General features: G+C 62.5%; 13 protein-coding genes. 5 read left to right on the forward strand and 8 right to left on the reverse strand.

Annotated features, from left to right (window positions below; all coding sequences use genetic code 11):
• Positions 1-92: 92 nt before the first annotated feature.
• Positions 93-1,109 carry an integrase core domain-containing protein gene (locus OZ411_RS38180; RefSeq protein ID WP_282532072.1) on the reverse strand — a complete coding sequence of 339 codons (1,017 nt, stop codon included), beginning with the start codon at positions 1,107-1,109 and terminating at the stop codon, positions 93-95.
• 29 nt (positions 1,110-1,138) lie between these two features.
• Between OZ411_RS38180 and OZ411_RS38185 the strand changes: the two genes are divergently transcribed.
• From OZ411_RS38185 to OZ411_RS38205, 5 genes are all read left to right on the forward strand, one after another.
• Complete coding sequence (locus OZ411_RS38185; RefSeq protein ID WP_282532096.1) at positions 1,139-1,372, forward strand: helix-turn-helix transcriptional regulator; 234 nt, start codon at positions 1,139-1,141, stop codon at positions 1,370-1,372.
• Between the two features lie 507 nt (positions 1,373-1,879).
• Positions 1,880-2,857 carry an AraC family transcriptional regulator gene (locus OZ411_RS38190; RefSeq protein ID WP_282532073.1) on the forward strand — a complete coding sequence of 326 codons (978 nt, stop codon included), beginning with the start codon at positions 1,880-1,882 and terminating at the stop codon, positions 2,855-2,857.
• Between the two features lie 94 nt (positions 2,858-2,951).
• On the forward strand, positions 2,952-3,632 hold the full coding sequence (locus OZ411_RS38195) for a nitroreductase family protein (protein WP_282532074.1): 681 nt from the start codon (positions 2,952-2,954) through the stop codon (positions 3,630-3,632).
• Between the two features lie 34 nt (positions 3,633-3,666).
• Positions 3,667-4,212 (forward strand): carboxymuconolactone decarboxylase family protein, encoded by a 546-nt coding sequence (locus tag OZ411_RS38200; RefSeq protein WP_282532075.1) that lies wholly within the window; start codon positions 3,667-3,669, stop codon positions 4,210-4,212.
• Between the two features lie 73 nt (positions 4,213-4,285).
• On the forward strand, positions 4,286-5,203 hold the full coding sequence (locus OZ411_RS38205; protein WP_282532076.1) for an NADP-dependent oxidoreductase: 918 nt from the start codon (positions 4,286-4,288) through the stop codon (positions 5,201-5,203).
• 191 nt (positions 5,204-5,394) lie between these two features.
• On the opposite strand, the gene OZ411_RS38210 is transcribed toward OZ411_RS38205, so the two are convergent.
• From OZ411_RS38210 to OZ411_RS38240, 7 genes are all read right to left on the reverse strand, one after another.
• Positions 5,395-5,715 carry a DUF736 domain-containing protein gene (locus OZ411_RS38210; protein WP_282525214.1) on the reverse strand — a complete coding sequence of 107 codons (321 nt, stop codon included), beginning with the start codon at positions 5,713-5,715 and terminating at the stop codon, positions 5,395-5,397.
• Between the two features lie 570 nt (positions 5,716-6,285).
• Positions 6,286-6,735: a hypothetical protein gene (locus tag OZ411_RS38215; protein WP_282532077.1), complete on the reverse strand. Its 450-nt coding sequence runs from the start codon at positions 6,733-6,735 to the stop codon at positions 6,286-6,288.
• A 146-nt stretch (positions 6,736-6,881) separates the two neighbouring features.
• Positions 6,882-7,805, reverse strand: coding sequence for a DUF2493 domain-containing protein (locus tag OZ411_RS38220; protein WP_282532078.1), 924 nt, complete (start codon positions 7,803-7,805; stop codon positions 6,882-6,884).
• A gap of 338 nt (positions 7,806-8,143) precedes the next feature.
• Positions 8,144-9,205 carry a toprim domain-containing protein gene (locus OZ411_RS38225; protein ID WP_282532079.1) on the reverse strand — a complete coding sequence of 354 codons (1,062 nt, stop codon included), beginning with the start codon at positions 9,203-9,205 and terminating at the stop codon, positions 8,144-8,146.
• Positions 9,205-13,527: a strawberry notch-like NTP hydrolase domain-containing protein gene (locus OZ411_RS38230; protein WP_282532080.1), complete on the reverse strand. Its 4,323-nt coding sequence runs from the start codon at positions 13,525-13,527 to the stop codon at positions 9,205-9,207. Before OZ411_RS38230 ends, OZ411_RS38225 begins: the two co-directional genes overlap by 1 nt.
• A 185-nt stretch (positions 13,528-13,712) precedes the next feature.
• Positions 13,713-15,830, reverse strand: a complete 2,118-nt coding sequence (locus OZ411_RS38235; RefSeq protein WP_282532081.1) for a ParB/RepB/Spo0J family partition protein — start codon at positions 15,828-15,830, stop codon at positions 13,713-13,715.
• Positions 15,831-15,933: 103 nt separating this feature from the next.
• Complete coding sequence (locus tag OZ411_RS38240; protein ID WP_282532082.1) at positions 15,934-16,896, reverse strand: zincin-like metallopeptidase domain-containing protein; 963 nt, start codon at positions 16,894-16,896, stop codon at positions 15,934-15,936.
• Positions 16,897-17,237: the final 341 nt, after the last annotated feature.

Here is a 17,237-nt window from a genome sequence, read left to right on the forward strand (position 1 = left end):
ATGCTCATGATGATGTCACCTATTCAAGGGGCCATCAACTACGGGCGTGAAGACAAGCAAATCGCCTCAGCTGTGTGTGTACCGAAAACCGGCTAGACCCGAACGTAGTGATGATGAAGCCCGCCAAGGATGGCGTGGGATTGAATGCCTCCTATCCGTTGAACCGGGCGAGAGACCGGCGCATCCTTATCCAACGACCGATGCGTTCTAATGTCATTGTAATAGCGGGCGTAGGATCGCAGGATCCGGCGGAGATGGGCGTCGCCCAAGACGACGAAATGGTCCAAACACTCACGTCGGATCGATCCGATCAGCCGTTCGGCACAGCCATTCTGCCACGGCGAGGCTGGGGCGGTCGGCTTGTCCCGGATGCCCATGGCGCGCAATCGGCGCGTGACAACGCTGCCATAGATCCGGTCCCGATCGCGAATGAGGTAATGCGGAGCCTCATCCCAAGGAAATGCCTCGGTTATTTGACGTGCCAGCCATTCCGCCGTCGGATTTGCGGTGACGTTGATCCAGACGAGGTCTCTGCGGTCCAGCCGGATGACGACGAAGGCCCAGAGCAGGTCGAACCCGATCGTTGGAACAACGAACAAATCCATGGCGGCAATGTCCGGCGCGTGGTTGCGCAAGAAGGTTTGCCATCCCTGACTGGGCGGTCCCCGTCGTTTAACCATGTACTTGGCGACGCTCGACTGCGCGACCTCAAACCCGAGCTTGAGCAGTTCGCCATGAATGCGTGGCGCGCCCCAAAGCGGATTGTCGACGCTGATCCGCCGGATCAACACGCGCAGCCCGGTGTCGATCGGCGGTCGGCCTCCTGGAGATCGCGACTTCCAACGCCAGTAGCAGCGAAAGCCGGCCCGATGCCACCGCACGAGCGTCTCGGGCCGGATGATGGTGAGGACCGACAGGATTGACGGAAACCAGCGATACAGCCGGACCAGGAACCAGCGATCCTGGTTCGTGAGCCGGACGCGACCATGCAGCCTCCGCCGCAAGACCATCAACTGCTCTCGCAGCACCGCGTTCTCAGCCTCAAGCCGCAACTTCGACTTGAACGGCGAGGCCAGGACGGCCAGCACGAAACACAGCAGCCCGATCATTCCGCCAGCTTAGGCGATTCCATCACGGCATCAACTCGGATGCGGTTTTCGGTACACACAAGAAGCGCTTCACGCAGGAGAAATTCGCCGAATTGTCCGGATTCACCCAACAGTATATTAGCGACCTGGAGCGTGGCCGTCGCAATCCAACCGTTGTTACTCTATTTGAACTCGCCAGCACATTGGGCGTTAGTCATGTCGATCTAGTCGTGCCAGACGATGAGGCACGAGACGAACGACCAAAACTAGGCAAGCGGCGGTGATTGAGTTGCAACCGTTCGCTTCAGAACAGATCCAACGCGTTTGCGACAGGCACAAAAGTGGTGTTGCGCCTAGAAACGCGACAAGCGAGCTAGGCGAAGTCGCTGAAGGGCACATGAGCTGACGTTCACTTTGCTAGTGCCGCGCCCGCAAATATCGACCACTTGCGTCGGCACCATGCGGGAAGACGGGTAGCCGCTGTCAGCCAGATCGAGGCCGTCCAAGGTCTCCGATAGGCGAGCTCAAGCAGCGCTCTGAACATCGGGGGAAGCTGCTGCTGAGATAAGACGTGATCGTCACGCAGCACGCCGCCGGACCTCCTGCGCGGGTCCTGAGCACCCATGTTCAAACTGGTTATCGATGATGATTGTCACCGCCGATAGGAAGGCAATCAGCAGGTGAGAGTGCTGGCCTTCGTCGCCGCGATCAATGAGGACGGAACTCCAGCCTTTCGCCGAATGCGTTGCTAAATTGATATGCTGCGTCCGCGATTCACGTCTCGAGGTCTTATGTCTCAAGTCGACTGGTTGAGTCATCTCCTGCACATCATAACCGTTACCGGCCAACTCGAGGTCCGCTGCGCCTACGGCGCACCATGGCGGATTATCTGGCCCAGGGCGGCGGCGAACGAGATCCCCTACCATGTCATAGTCAAGGGCCGTGCCATTTTCGAGGACCCGGATTCGAGAACGGTGCAAGAGCTTGGGAGCGGGGATATCGTGTTGCTCCCTCACGGTTCGGCGCATGTGCTGCACGACGGCAGCGGCGAAACGCCGATCAGGACGCACCAAAGCAGGGGCTCCGCAGGATGGATGTTGAGCGAGAACGATGGACCGGGTGAGCAACTCGATCTGCTGTGCGGACGATTTTTCGTCGTGCCACCCCATGATCGATTGGTCCGCAACTACCTGCCAGCAAATCTGGTCGTGCGGGCTCTGAAAAGCCACGGAGAAGAGGACATCCCGTCGGCATCGAGTCAACTTTCCGGATTGGTCAGTCTAATGCGAATGGAGTCCTCAGGCGACAGAGCGGGAGGACGCGCCATTCTGAACGCGCTTTCTTCGGTCTTGTTTACTCTGGTTCTCCGCGCCGCAAGCGAAGCCGGCAAATCCACTGAAGGCTTGTTGGCCCTTGCTGGCAATCCGAGATTGGCAGCGGCCATTGCGGCGATGTTCGCTGATCCGGCGCGACCCTGGAAGCTTCTCGAGCTGGCCGATCTATGCGGCATGTCACGCGCAACATTCATGCGCCAATTTCAGGACAAGTTAGGCCGCTCCGCCCTCGACCTGTTGACCGATCTTCGCATGAGCATGGCCGCCAACGAGCTTAAGAAGCCGAGGATCAGCACGGAAGCCGTGGCTGAGACGGTCGGGTATCAATCCGTCTCGGCATTCCGGCGTGTCTTTGCGGAGAGGATGGGGATGACGCCAGGGGAATGGCGCCGACTGGCGCACAACGGCGATGAGTCTGGATCGTCGCCAAAATGATCCTTTTGAGCACCAATTTGAGCAAATAGAGGCTCGAAACGATCAAGCCCGGCGGTAAATTGGCTTCGTCATCACCTGATAACGGAGTCACCTAATGAACAACACCGCTACAACCGCTGCCGATCCCGAAACCTCCCGTTCGCGGGCGCGGCCGCTGCCGACGAACGCCGTGATCGAAACAATTCTGAGCCGCAGTGCTGCGAAGTATTACGACTCGACGGCCGTCCTCAGCGACGATCAGATACGTGATCTCGTAAGGATCGGCACATCAGCGCCGACATCCTTTCATCTGCAGAACTGGCGCTTCATCGCCGTGCGCTCAAGCGAAGCGAAGGCGCGGCTGCTTCCGATCGCCTGGAATCAGCCCGCAATCACTGAAGCAGCCGTAACCTTCATCATCATCGGCCAATTGGCTGATGCCAGCACCGTCCCTGAGCGCCTGGCCCCAGTCGTGGAAGCCGGAATCATGCCGGCACATCTGGTGCCGGAATGGGAGGGGCCTGCTCGCGGCCTGTATGACAATCATCCGCAGCGCCAGCGCGACGAGGCCGTGCGCACCGCGAGCTTCGGCGCCGCAGCTATTATCTATGCGGCCCGCTCGCTAGGCCTGGGGTCGACACCGATGATCGGTTTCGATGCAGAAGCCGTGCACAGAGAGTTCAGCCTGGCCGAAGACGAAATCCCGGTCATGCTGCTGACCGTCGGGCCGGAGCGGCCTGGCAACTGGCCGCAGAAGCCGCGCCTGCCCGTGGCCGACGTGCTGCACTTCGCATAACCAACCCTGAAATCATTCATCTAAGGAGAATATCATGGCCAGAGCTGCTGCTCTGAAGCCGGAACACGTTCCGGCTGATTCGAAACCGCCCCTCGATATGTTCACCAAGAACATCGGGTTCACGCCAAACATGATGGCGATCTTCGCGCAAAGCCCGATCGCGTTTAACGCATGGGCCGCTCTGCTCGGCTCCTTGAGCAAGGCGCTCGACGTCAAGACACGCGACAGCATCGGCCTTGCGGTCTCCGAAGTGAACGGCTGCGACTATTGCCTAACGGTGCACAGCTTCACGGCGGAGCATATGGCCAAGCTGCCGGCCGAGGACATTGTCCTCGCGCGAAAGGGGCATGCCAGGGATCCAAAGCGGGATGCCGCCGTTCAGTTTGCACGCAAGATCATCGAGAGCCGTGGCCACGTCACGGACGCCGATCTGCAAACCGTCCGCGATGCGGGCTACACGGATGCGAACATCATGGAAATCGTCGCACTCGTGGCCATGTACTCGCTGACGAACTTCTTCAACAACGTGTTCCACCCCGACAAGGACTTCCCCGCCGTGGCACCGGCCGGCTCGATCTGAGCACGGTCCTCCCGGCTCGCAGATCGGGGAAGTTCGGAATCTGAAAACACCACACACATTAAAGGAGTCGAAGATGAAAGCGATTATTGTGACGGACCAGGCTGCCGGATTCGGCGGGATGAAGCTGGTGGAACGGCCCCAACCTCAACCAGCGATCAACGACGTTCTCGTCGAGGTCCACGCATCGGGATTCGTTCCGACGGAGTTGGAGTGGCCCTCGACCTGGACCGATCGTCGCGAGCAGGACAGAACTCCATCCATCCCTGGGCACGAGTTCGCCGGCATCGTCACGGCCCTTGGCTACGGCACGACGGGACTTTCGGTGGGACAACGCGTATTCGGCCTTGCCGACTGGTATCGCGACGGCACGCTCGCCGAATATATAGCGATCGAGGCGCGCAATCTCGCGCCCTTGCCGGGTGACGTCGATTTCAAGGTGGCCGCAAGCCTGCCGATCTCGGGCCTAACCGCGTGGCAGGGACTTTTCCAGCATGGCCGTCTTCAGACAGGCCAGAGCGTGCTCGCGCATGGTGCGGCCGGTGCGGTCGGTTCCATGGTGGTTCAACTCGCACGAGAGGCCGGCGCCTATGTCATCGGAACGGGACGCGCAGCCGACCGGCAGAAGGCGCTCGACTTCGGCGCAAATGAATTCGTCGACCTCAAGAACGACGTCCTCAAAGACGTCGGCCGAGTCGATCTTGCCTTCGACGTCATCGGCGGCGACATCCAGAAGCAGTCTGCGGCCCTTATTAAAGCCGGCGGGACGCTGGTGACTGTCGTGAGCCCGGCGGAGGCTCGGCCGCTGGACGGTTTGGCCATTGACTTCGTTGTGGAGGCTGACCGTGGTCAATTGAGTGAGATCGTCCAGAGGGTGCGAGACGGAAGACTGCGGACAAACATCGGACAGGTCTCCTCCTTGGATGACGCGGTCGCCGCCTTCAACTCGGCCCAGCGACGCCAAGGCAAGACGATCGTTCAGGTCCGCTTATAAGAGCTTGGGCAGAAAAAGGGGTTCCCCAGCGAGTTATGGTTCCGCGTCTGGATCGTGCCGAGTGTCTTGGCACGCATCCAGGCGAAGGATGGCGTTAGCTTTGCGCGTCCGTCCAGCTTGAGCTGCTCATTCGCGACCACGGGCATGAACCCCCCGCCCGATTTGCTCGGGCGGGGTTGGTGGTGCGAGGCTTACTCACCGTTCTTGCGCGGCCGCGACCAGAGCAGGGTGTAGCCCTCGCCGCCTTCGTCATCGAACAGGTTCGCGTAGATCGGCGCGTTGAACGAGGGGTCATCGAGCTTGAGCGAGAGGTAGTCGCGGCCCTCTTCGGAGCGCTTCGACCAGGCCGCGCCGATCTCCGCGCGACCCACATAGATGCGGTGGCTGGGAGCGTTGTCGTTGGATCGGTTGGTCTCGGCGACGATGCGGACGCCCTTGGCCTTCAGGCTCAGGGTCACGATCTCGCCCTGGAATTCGTTACCGACCTTCTTGAAAGAACCGATGTTAGCCATGTCACTTCTCCTGTTGTGTTTCGAGCCCGCGACCACCGCGGCCTCGATGGCGATCTAGGGCCGAGGACGATCGGCGACGCACCCGCTCGGGCCGAAGCGCAGCGGAGGACGTCGTTGTGGCGACTTTCTTGTCTCGCGAGGAATGGGCGAAGCCCAGGGGAAGAAAGTCGCATCAACGGCGTTGCGGCTCAGACGATCGAGGCGAAGCCGGTCTTCGGCCAGATCAGCCATCAACGAGGCCACGTGCGTCCGCGTGCTGAACCACAATCTCTGGAGAAGCGTGGCTATCTCGGTTTTGATGAACAAGAGGTCGGAACGATTCAGCGCAGAAGGAGAAACAATCTGCTGCAAAGGGCGGTATCGTCTCGCAAGAACGGATCGAGGTAACATCGCTCCGCCGCGGCTGCGTGGGCCGGACCGAATGCCGGCGGCTTGATCGAGGAGGTCCGAAGAGGACTGCCTCGCCCTTGCTCAGGTTTCGATCACCCCGTTCACCGCTCTGATGTACGCACACCTGATCCACGATGAACGCAGGAAACGGTCATCCCTCGGGCCATGCGGCCGTAAGAGTTAGGACGGGTTCTCCACCACCCCGCCCGGCTCGATCGGACGGGTCTCCGCCAAAATCATCAGGCGCCTCCACGACGTGACGCCAATGCAAACCGCGCCCAGGCAAGCGAAGACCTCACGCCAAGCCAGTGAAGGCACTCCGATCTGGGACAGGGCGAACACCACGTGATAGCCGGCGAGGGCGGCGGGAACAGCGAATGCCGTCGCGATCGCGATGCGCAAGGCCAAGGACCGAGTAATAGCGACGGCGACCTGGCCGAGGACGAGCGTCAGCGCACCGCCGGCCGTTGCGATAAGCAGCGCGCCGATGAGGCCTGCACCGCTCTGAAACGCCGTCATCCCGATACTCAGTGCGACGAAAAAAGGCAACGCATACACAGCGAGCGCAAAGATCGCCCAGCAGAACAAACCAATGCCGAGTGTGTTGAGAACAAGCCCAAGGGCGAGCATGGTGGTGGCTCCATGTGCATAGATGTACCAGTCGCGCTTTCCACCACCACCACGGCGCAACTCTGGAATATGAGACGACTGAAAGGAGGCGGAGTTGCGGCGTAGGCAATTTCGTCTCGATGGCTTGGAGTCGAGAAAGACGGCGCTCACGCGCCGCCGAACCTCCAGACAGGGATGCCTAGCCGCTTCGCCTTGTCGGCGAGGTTGTCCTGGATGCCCGTGCCCGGGAAATGCATGACACCGATCGGCAGGATTTCGAGTATGGCATCGTTGCGCTTGAAAGGTGCTGCCTTGGCATGTTTCGTCCAGTCGGGCTTGAAGGCGATCTGAGGCACCTTACGGGTGGTCGCCCATTTGGAGGCGATCAATTCGGCCCCCTTCGGTGAGCCGCCGTGGAGCAGGACCATGTCGGGATGCTTGGCAAGAACCTTGTCGAGACGATCCCAGATAAGGTGGTGGTCGTTGAAGTCGAGCCCTCCTGTGAGCGCGATCTTCGGCCCAGCGGGCAGCACGACCTCGGTCTCGGCGCGGCGCTTGGCCGCGATGAAGTCGCGGGAGTCGATCATCGCTGCGGTCAGCGTACGATGGTTCACCAGCGATCCCGATCGCGGGCGCCAGAATGAGCCGGTGTGAGTCTCGAAGCGCTCTATGGCCTGATCACGGAAGAGCTCCAGGCAGTTGCGGCGCTCAATCAGCGTGATGCCTTCCGCCGTGATGCGTTCGAGTTCGACGGATCGAACTTCGGAACCGTCCTGCTCACGCTGACTTTTCTGTTGCGCCTGTTCGTTGTCGTCGAGTTGGCGACCGATGCGGTCGACGGCACGATGGAACAGGTTGACGGTCGACCAGAGCAGATCGTCGAGGTCGGGCTCGAGCCGCGTATCATTCAAGGTCGCGACCAGAGCATCGAAGATATCGGCGACGGCGCCCGCGATTATCCTGCCCTCGGGAAGCGGCCGTGGGTCAGGCTGGTCCTCGAATGGGCGGTACCCGAAGAGTTGCAATTCGGTAAGAACTTGTTCGGTTGCAGATGCAGCGTGCGGCGGTTCGATGTCATCGTGGTCGGTCATGGAGGCGATCCTTTGCCGGATCGGCCGCGACCATCGCGGCCTTCGTGGCGATCACTGAGACGGCAGGCGGAACGGGCCAGAACCCAGAGCAGAGCGGAGGGCCGAAGCGCAGCGGAGGATGGCGGAGGCCGGCTATTTTGCTTCGCGATGCAAAGCGCGCTCGCCAGATGGCTAATGTGTCTTCTCGTCGCCGGCGCGCGGCGGAAAATAGCCGGACGCAGCCATTGCCGGCCCGAGCCGCTTGCCGTCCGATCGCCCTCTAAAAGGCCGTGGTCGCGTCCTCTTCCGGCAGTGGCCGCACCGCGACCGACCTGTCGACGCCCATCGAATTGCCGGGGCTATTCCGCGGTTGCCATCGACGAATGCAGGAAACGGACGACGTCCTCCGATACGAGTTGAAGTAGCAACGCTGCCCGGAGGGCCTCGAGGCCGAAGATGTGCAGATCTTCGTTGAAGTCGCCCAGCCGGGGCGACAATGCGATCGCTTCAATGCCGGCGGCTTCCGCGCGCTGGGTGAGAATAGCCTGTACGGCATCTCCGGCGGCATCTGCGTCACGGGCGATATAGAGTCGGCGTAGGCCAGACGGCAGCAACATAGCTGAGAGGTGATTGGCCGAGAGAGCAGCGGTCATGGGCAAGGTCGGCAGTACACAACGCAGCGACAGCATGGTCTCGATCCCCTCGCCCGCAGCGAGTACGTCGTCCACCAGGCCGAAGCGAACGGCGTTTCCAAGCAGGTCGCCCATGGCCCGTCGTGGCGTGTCGATCGGGGCCTTGCCGAGCCGCACGCGATCAAAGCCGTGTGGATCTAGCCAGGTGCGATGCACGCCGGTGATCCGTCCCTCGAGGTCCGTGACAGAGCCTATCATCGCCGGCCAGGTTTCAGTCGGCAAATGCTCCTCCGGTCGGTAGTAGCAACGTGGGTGGAAGCGCAGGCCACCACCATGGTGGATTTGGCTTATTCCACGACGTCGCAAATACGTTTCCACCAACGTCCCTTCGATCGGACCGGATATCGCAAAAAGTCGACGGGCGGCTTCTTGCGATCCGGCCTGCACGACTGGACGAACGGGTCTCGGGCGTGATTGCTCCTCAGAACGAGGCAGCTTCAGAAAGCGCCTCGCCTCCTCGGCGACCTCGCGGAAGTCTCGCAAGGCAAGGCTTTCTCGGATGATGTCGAGGAGATCGCCATGCTCCCCGGTCGCGGCATCGGTCCATTTGCCGGCGGGCCCCTTCGACGATTCCTGGAGCCGCACAAATAACGAGCGGCCCGGGGTGTTGTGGACGTCGCCAACCAGCCAGTACCGCCCCGCCCGCTTACCATTGGGGAGATAATGTCGGCACACCGCCTCGGCCTCGCGCGCGAGGCGGCGTGCCAGCTCGGAGACATCGCCGGACATCACGCGGCCTCCCGCTCACTGACGCCCGTAACCGGATAGGTGTCGAGCACCCTCGACAGGACCTCGATGCCGCTCGCGTCCGTGGGTACGAACATGCGCAGCTTCCAGGAGATGATCTCCCCAAAAAGGCCGTAAGCCCGGAGGCGATCGCGCATCGTGTCGTTGAAGCCGGACAATTCGATGCGGTATGCGCCCATCACCCGGACACGACGAAGCTGGAGTTCCTCCGCGAGATCGAGGACGGTCCGCCCCTCCATGAGCGCGGCAAAGGCAGCGTCCGGCGTTAGCGCGGGCGCGTCCGCCGCAAGGACGCTTGCGACCCAGGTCGCAGAAACCTTGCGGCCGATGATGCGTTCGCCCGCATCGGTCTGAAGGCGATAGACACGGGTCGATTCGTTCGGAAGCCGCTTCCAGATGGGGAGCAGCAAGCCCGCCACGACGTGTATCGTGCTTTCCGTGAACTCGGGCACCTCGGCAAGTTCCGCCAACCAGGCCGCGGTGAAGCGTTCACGGTCCGCTTCCACCCAATGGCTCTCCGCCATCAGATTCAAGGGGACCGTGTGCTGCTCCATTGGCCGGACTAGCCGGACGCGCCGCTCGATCTCGCCGTCGTCGAGCATGACGCTCGCAGTCGGGACCTGCACGGCGGCTTGTCCCGAGCGCTCATTGACGAGGAGGACGGCCTGACGATCGCAAAGACGAGCAAGAGCGTCATCCAGCCTCCCCGGATGATTGCGCTGACGCTGGGTGATCGTGAGCAGCCGAGTCTCGGCGCCAGTACCCGGATGGACATAGATCGTCCGCCGGTCGGCGACGACAAAGCTTTCGGCACGGAGCGTTTCCAGCCCGATGTCGTAGGTACCCGACACGACCGCGCCCTCGATCCGAGCGGTCAAGAGTTGCTCGAAAGCGGCGAACAGGACATTCTGTAGGTCGATGGTGAGCGCCAACAACCTGTTCAGAAAGGTCGTGATCGGCGGCAGGTCATCCCTGAGCCCATTGGCATCCATGAGCTTGAGACCGGTCGCATCCTCGAACCTCCCAAGCGAGCAGCCGTCGACCTTGCCTCGCGCGAGCAGCGTGTAGAGCTGACGCAACGCATCGCGACCGTACTGACTTTCGAGATTATCCTCTGGCCGGAACAGGCCCTGCCCGCCGGTCTGGCGCTGGCCGCGCGTAATAGCCCCCAACGTGTCGAGTCGGCGCGCAATGGTGCTCAGAAAGCGCTTTTCGGCCTTCACGTCGGTCGCAATGGGACGAAACAGCGGCGGCTGCGCCTGGTTGGTGCGGTTCGTGCGGCCGAGGCCCTGGATCGCGGCGTCAGCCTTCCAGCCGGGCTCGAGCAAGTAGTGGACCCGCAACCGGCGATTCCGGGCCGACAGTTCGGCGTGGTAGCTCCTCCCCGTGCCGCCCGCATCCGAGAACACGAGGATACGCTTGATGTCATCCATGAAGGCCAAGGTCTCCGCGAGGTTGGCGGAGCCGGCTCGGTTTTCGACCACGAGCCGATCACCCCTGCGAACGATGCGGCGCGAGCGGCCCGTCACCTCTGCGACCAGTTCGGTACCGAAACGCTGGATGACTTGATCCAGTGCCCCAGGTACCGGCGGCAACGACGCGAGCTTCTCGATGAGGCCGTCGCGTCGTGCGACGGCTTCCCGGCTCTCGACCGGCTGGCCGTCGCGATAGACAGGCCGGGAATAGAGGTTACCTTCAGAGTCGGTAAAGGGCTCGTAGAGCTGGACCGGAAAGGAGTGGGCGAGATAGTCGAGGACATACTCGCGCGGCGTGATGTCGACCCGGACGTCGCCCCACTCTTCAGTCGGGATCTCAGCGAGCCGGCGCTCCATCAGCGCTTCGCCCGTCGACACGATCTGGATGACTGCCGCGTGTCCAGCCTCAAGATCGTGCTCGATCGAACGGATCAGCGACGGGGTCTTCATCGAAGTCAGGAGGTGGCCGAAGAAGCGCTGCTTCGCGCTTTCGAAGGCGGAGCGCGCAGCTGATTTGGCCTGCCCGTTCAGCGTTCCCGTTGCGCCCGTGATGTTGGCGGCTCGCATCGCCGCATCGAGGTTGTTATGGATGACGCTGAACGCACCGGCATAGGCGTCGTAGATGCGGACCTGCTCCGGCGTCAGGTGGTGCTCGAGCAAGTCGTACTCGACGCCTTCATAAGAGAGCGAGCGTGCCGCGTAGAGGCCGAGCGCCTTGAGGTCGCGCGCCAGCACCTCCATTGCCGCGACGCCGCCCTCGACTATCGCCTCGACGAACTCGGCACGCGTGGCGAACGGGAAGTCAGCGCCGCCCCAAAGGCCGAGGCGTTGAGCATAAGCGAGGTTGTGGACCGTGGTTGCGCCCGTCGCCGACACATAAACCACGCGAGCATTCGGCAAGGCGTGCTGCAGCCTGAGGCCTGCGCGCCCCTGCTGGGAGGCCACCTGGTCACCGCGCTCGCCCTTGCCCCCGACCGCATTCTGCATGGCGTGGCTCTCGTCGAAGACGATCACTCCGTCGAAGTCGGAGCCCAACCATTCAACGATCTGCCTGACACGCGAAAGCTTTTCGCCACGCTCGTCGGTCCGTAGCGTGGCGTAGGTGGTAAATAGGACGCCTTCCGAGAGCCGTATCGCGGTGCCCTGACGAAACCGGGACAGTGGTGTAATCAGCAGTCGCTCCATGCCGAGCGCGGACCAGTCGCGCTGCGCATCCTCGATCAGCTTGTCGGACTTGCTGATCCAGACAGCACGACGACGGCCCTTGAGCCAGTTGTCGAGCAGGATCCCCGCGACCTGCCGCCCCTTGCCCGCCCCGGTGCCATCGCCCAAAAACCAGCCGCGCCGAAAGCGGACGGCATTCTCTGCGTCGTCGGGCGCGGCGGCGACAACATCAAAGGTCGCATCGACCGTCCAGGAGCCCGCGAGAAACTCGGAGTGCGCCTCGCCGGCATAGATGATGCTCTCGAGCTGGGCGTCCGACAGAACTCCATCCGCCGGCAGGGTGGAAGGCAGGTGCGGACGGTAGGACGGCTTCGGTGGCGCAACGGACGCCATCGCCGCGGACTGCACGAGCTTGGTCGGATGTGCGCGCGATCCGGGAATACGGATCGACTGCAATCCGTACTCCTCGTAAAGCGCGTCGGTGAGCCGGGCGCCTTCCGGCGGCGACCATTCGACCGTCTCGTACGCAAGCTCGGCGCTCTCTGGCGCTGCGCTTATTGAAAAGGACGATGAGCGCGGTGCAACGGCGCAGGTCGGTCGCGACATTGCTGGCCGCCGGATAGCGGCGATCTCCGATGGCGTGGCGATGGGCAGCCTTGGAGGTACATGCCGGCTCACCCAATCAAGCAGGGTGGCGACATCACCCGCCATTCCTGGCGAGGCAGGAAAAGCCGTCGGATCGGCAACGGGCAGCTTGTCGATCACAAGCAGCCGCGTGTCGATCTGTGTTCCGTGCTTCGCGTAAACGGTGCCGTCGATCGCGGCGGAAAACACCAACCGCCCGCGTTCCTGGAGCCGCACAAAGGCGTCTTGCCATGCCGGGTTATCCGGCGCGAAGCTTGCGCCAGCGATGGCGACAAGCCGTCCACCGTCGCAAAGACGCGCGAGCGATGAAGCGATGTGACGGAGAGCCGCATCCGCCATCCGTCGATCGACATTCGCCACCGCGGAGAACGGAGGGTTCATCAGAACGACGCTCGGCGCGACACTCACGTCGAGGTGGTCATCGATCTGAGCAGCATCGAACCGCGTGACGTTAACGCCCGCGAATAGATGCTCGAGCAACGCCGCCCGGGTCTCGGCCAGTTCGTTCAACATCAGGGCGCCCCCGGCGAGCTCTGCAAAGACGGCGAGCAAGCCCGTCCCCGCGGAAGGCTCCAGGACGCGATCGCCCGATGTAATGCCGGCTGCAGTGCATGCGACCAGTCCCAGCGGAATGGGTGTGGAGAATTGCTGAAGCGCCTGACTGTCCTCGGAACGCCGCGTATGGGTCGGCAGGCAGTTCGCGACTTTCGCGAGCATCGGCAGCATGGCGGCCGTCGAGCCAGCCCTGGCCTGTATGGCCGGTCCGAACTTGCGAAGAAACAGAACGGTTGCCGCCTCGCAGACGTCATAGGCTGTCTTCCAGTTCCAGACGCCGGCCGCGTCGGAGGCGCCGAAGGCAGCCTCCATGGCGCTACGCAGAACAGCGGCATCGATGCGCCGGCCGCGTTCGAGCTCGGTCATGAGCTGTCGCGCGGCCCTGACAGCGACGGAAGTGAGACTTGCAGCGGCACGCATCGAGAGCGGCGTGGCGGCAGCGCCGCCGGCGAGAGATTCGGTCATGGCAGGATTCTTCCGGAGAGCAGGAATGGGTCGAACCATCAGGCGCTCTCCTTTGACCCCGACGGCTCAAACCCTTCCCGGCCCGGCTCTCCCTCTCAAGCCTCGCCCATAAGAATGGGGACCGGCGCCGTGCACCGGTCCCCAAGCAACTGCGGGAAAGCTGTAGGCATCCCGCTCGATGATGTTCACTCAGCCGCGTCAAGCTGTTGCGGATCATCGTCGCAGGCGTTCTCCTGATCCTCCTCATCGGCGAGGAATTCGGGCAGCGCCCCCGCTTCGCCCTCCTGCCCCACTGGCACCGCGTCGGGATCGACGAGACGCAGCGGCTCTGGCAACCAGCCCGAGCCATCGAGAAGCCGCTCGGCCTCCTTTGCCATGTCGGCCTTCTTCAGATGGTCGATCAATTGAGCCGACGACTCGCCCATGGCTTCCCGCACGGCCTCTAGAATTCGCGGCTTGGTGACCCGGCCGAGATAGTTGTCGACGGAGGGCTTCCACCCTGCCTGAACCATGTCGAGCCCGACCGCCCGCGCCAGCACACCCGCCTGGTCGAGACGCGTGCGGACGCCGTGGGCTGAGACGCGACTCTGATTGTAACGATTGGCCGGCTCATAGACGGCATTGACCGCAAATGACGCACAGTGGGCGAACAGCGATGCCTGTGCACCACCATCGAGAGCCGTCAGCGCATCCCAGAGATCGTTCTCGCTCTTCGGCAACCGCGCCTTCCAGGCCTCATGCCGCAGCTCGACAGCTTTGGCGGAGACGCTGTCCCTCAGCCCCGGAGCTTGGGCCGGAAAGGTCGGCGTGCGAAGACCAATCTCGAGACAGCTCCCGGATGATGCGAACCGGTAAAAGGCCGTCAGAACGAAGTTGTGCAGCACCGCCTGAAACGCGACCGCAGGATTTTCTGCCAGCGCATCGCGCAATGCCAGCGTTCGATGCGCCGTCAGCTCGGTAATCAGCCGATCCGGCAGAGGCCTGGTCGCGTCCTCATCATCCTCTTCGGCATCAGCAGTGCCACCTGCGACCGCGATGATCGTGCGCTGGACTGAAGTGCTAGGCTCCTGCCCTTCGGTCGACGACGGATCGGCGGCCTGCACGCTATCAGGATCGGTTGCCGGCACCTCGTCCTCAGGCCGGACGTAACCCCGGTCCACGGAGAGGCGTCCTTCGGAATCGATGCTGATGAAGACACCGGCTCGAGCGATTTCCGTCGATTCGTAAAGCAATGGCCGGTCTTCGAATGCCGCCAGTGCCGACTCGATTTCGCCGAGACGCTGATCGATCTCGTCGGGCAGTTCGTCGGCATCCTGGTAATCGGTTTCAAGCTTGGCCTGCTCGGCGTTCAGGGCGTCGATGGTGGCCTGCTCCTCAGGCGAGAGATCGACAGGGTTGCCTTCGATTTTCCGCAGGCCTTGAGTATGACCGTAGGAGAACTCTACGGCGACGGAGATCCACTTCCAGCCTTCGGCAGCAATCGCCTCAGCTTCGGCCTTGAGCTTTTCGGTTACGAGGCGGTCGAGCAACACGACGTCCTGCAGCCAGCCGCCGTCGTCGTGCTCGAATAAATCCCGCAGAACACCGCCACCCGCGTGCTGATAGGTATCGAGGCCCACAAACTGCGCCCGGCGATCGGACCCGCGCACGGTGTTCTCGGTGAGCAGCCGGCGGATCTGGTAAGGCTCGTCATAACCGGAACGGCTGACGTTCTCCCAGACTTGCTCCTGACGGGCGTGATCGGCTGTGACCGAGAACGCCATGAGCTGCTCAAGCGTCATGCCGTCTTCGGCATAGACCTCATGCAACTTCGGCGAGACCGACGCCAGGCGCAAGCGCTGCTTGACGATCGCAGGGTTCACGAAATGGCGCGCAGCAATGTCTTCCTCGCTCATGCCGAGACCGCGGAGCGTCTGGAACGCCCGAAACTGATCAAGCGGATGCAGGCCGACCCGCTCATCGTTCTCCGCCACCGAATCGTCCTCGGCGATGCCTCCTTCGCGAACGACGCACGGCACCGTCTGCGTCTTTGACATCCTCTTTTGTTTCACCAGGAGCTCGAGAGCACGATAGCGCCTGCCGCCCGCCGGCACCTCGAACATGCCGGTCTCGTTGCCATCTGCGTCAAGCACGGCCCGGACACTCAGACTTTGCAGAAGCGTACGCTGCGCGATACTCTCGGCGAGTTGCTCGATCGAGACACCGGCCTTGACGCGGCGAACGTTCGACTGGCTGAGTACGAGCTTGTTGAAGGGAATGTCCCGGGAAGGCGACAGAGTGATCTTTTGTACGGCTTTCGTCATCTTGGCTCTCCACGACGGGCGGCCGAAAGACTCTCTCTCGGCTACCAACCCGTCGCAAACGGCCTCCCCTCCTCTCACTCTCGCGCGGCCACGAGGCCAAGCATCACGCCGCCTCATAATCGGCCACAACCGAATCCAGCAACGCGGGCTCAATGGACCCGGGAACGAAGCCGAGCAAATAGTCCGCGGCCCTGCTCGCCTGCGAGGCAGCACGCACGATGGCCCGATTGTCTTCGCGCAAGACTTCGAGCCAGGAACCGATATAGTCGGCATGGCGCACGGTCGGCACGATCCCGAGTGACGCGCAGCTGAACGCCGAACTCAACTCGGCGACCAGTTCTTCGAAGGCATATTTCTTCGTACCGTAGGATCCGCTCTGATCGCGATTGAGCCGCGAGGGATGCCCGGTCGCATGACCAAGTTCATGCAACGCCGTGCGGTGCCAGTTGATGGGTTCGAAATAGGCCTGTGGCGGCGGGACCTGAACATAGTCTTCGGCTGTTGCATAGAATGCGCGATCGCCACCAATCCGAAAGGTGACCCCGGTGGCCTTGATCAAAGCCTCCACCGTCGGCTCGATCAGCCCTGGCGGCGGTGGCGGAGCCGCGGTAGCGATCTCATTGGGGAGTCCGGCGCATTGGTCCGTGTTGAAGACGGTAAATCGCTTGAGAAATGGAATGGCCTGCGCTTCGTCGCCAGTCTCGGCGGCACGCCGCTTCTCATCACGCGGGACGAAACGGTCGGCGTAGACCACCGCGGTACCACGCTCCCCCTTACGCACATGCCCTCCGAGCGACAGCGCTTGCCGGAACGTGAGCCAGCTTTGACCGCTGTAACCATGCTCGATCGTGCTTCCCCAGAGCAGAAGGATGTTGATCCCGCTGTACGAGCGATCTGTCGAAGCGTTTTTCGGCATCGCTAAGGGTGCCCTTGCCGCGGCAGTGCCCCAAGGCTGGACCCAGGGCACGCGGCCAGCCTCAAGCTCGGCAATGATCTTGTCGGTGATTTCGTTATAGAGGTTCGCCCGGTCCAAGCCGGCGCGCGCGCAAGCAGTAGGGTTTGACATCGCGGGTCTCCGCGACGGGCGCCACGAGCCTCTCTCGCAGCTTGTAACCCGTCACGGAAAAACCCAGCCTGCACTCTTACTCTCAGCCTCTCGCGCCATCTGCCTGAGAGCCGCAGGCCCGATCAGGCGTGCGCCAGGGGCGCATCGCCTCAACGGAAAATGGCACCCGGAGAGCGTGAGCATAGCGACCCGGAGGGGCACGCGGGTCCGAGTGCAGCGACGAGACCGGTTCAATAGCGGCACCCGGGAACGGGGCAGTGATAGCGATCGCCGCAGGCGAGCCCCTTTCCCGAGTGCCCCCGGCGAGGAGCACCAAAGCTCTAGCGCGAGGGATCGAAGCC

This window comes from Bradyrhizobium sp. Arg237L (genome assembly GCF_029990105.1).
Classification (GTDB): domain Bacteria; phylum Pseudomonadota; class Alphaproteobacteria; order Rhizobiales; family Xanthobacteraceae; genus Bradyrhizobium.

Excerpts from the sequence above, each read along its gene's own strand:
- OZ411_RS38200 (WP_282532075.1), top strand. The coding sequence starts at position 3,667 with ATGGCCAGAGCTGCTGCTCTGAAGCCGGAACACGTTCCGGCTGATTCG.
- OZ411_RS38240 (WP_282532082.1), bottom strand. The coding sequence starts at position 16,896 with ATGTCAAACCCTACTGCTTGCGCGCGCGCCGGCTTGGACCGGGCGAAC.
- OZ411_RS38230 (WP_282532080.1), bottom strand. The coding sequence starts at position 13,527 with ATGACCGAATCTCTCGCCGGCGGCGCTGCCGCCACGCCGCTCTCGATG.
- OZ411_RS38210 (WP_282525214.1), bottom strand. The coding sequence starts at position 5,715 with ATGGCTAACATCGGTTCTTTCAAGAAGGTCGGTAACGAATTCCAGGGC.
- OZ411_RS38190 (WP_282532073.1), top strand. The coding sequence starts at position 1,880 with ATGTCTCAAGTCGACTGGTTGAGTCATCTCCTGCACATCATAACCGTT.
- OZ411_RS38220 (WP_282532078.1), bottom strand. The coding sequence starts at position 7,805 with ATGACCGACCACGATGACATCGAACCGCCGCACGCTGCATCTGCAACC.
- OZ411_RS38215 (WP_282532077.1), bottom strand. The coding sequence starts at position 6,735 with ATGCTCGCCCTTGGGCTTGTTCTCAACACACTCGGCATTGGTTTGTTC.
- OZ411_RS38235 (WP_282532081.1), bottom strand. The coding sequence starts at position 15,830 with ATGACGAAAGCCGTACAAAAGATCACTCTGTCGCCTTCCCGGGACATT.
- OZ411_RS38205 (WP_282532076.1), top strand. The coding sequence starts at position 4,286 with ATGAAAGCGATTATTGTGACGGACCAGGCTGCCGGATTCGGCGGGATG.
- OZ411_RS38195 (WP_282532074.1), top strand. The coding sequence starts at position 2,952 with ATGAACAACACCGCTACAACCGCTGCCGATCCCGAAACCTCCCGTTCG.
- OZ411_RS38180 (WP_282532072.1), bottom strand. The coding sequence starts at position 1,109 with ATGATCGGGCTGCTGTGTTTCGTGCTGGCCGTCCTGGCCTCGCCGTTC.
- OZ411_RS38225 (WP_282532079.1), bottom strand. The coding sequence starts at position 9,205 with ATGTCCGGCGATGTCTCCGAGCTGGCACGCCGCCTCGCGCGCGAGGCC.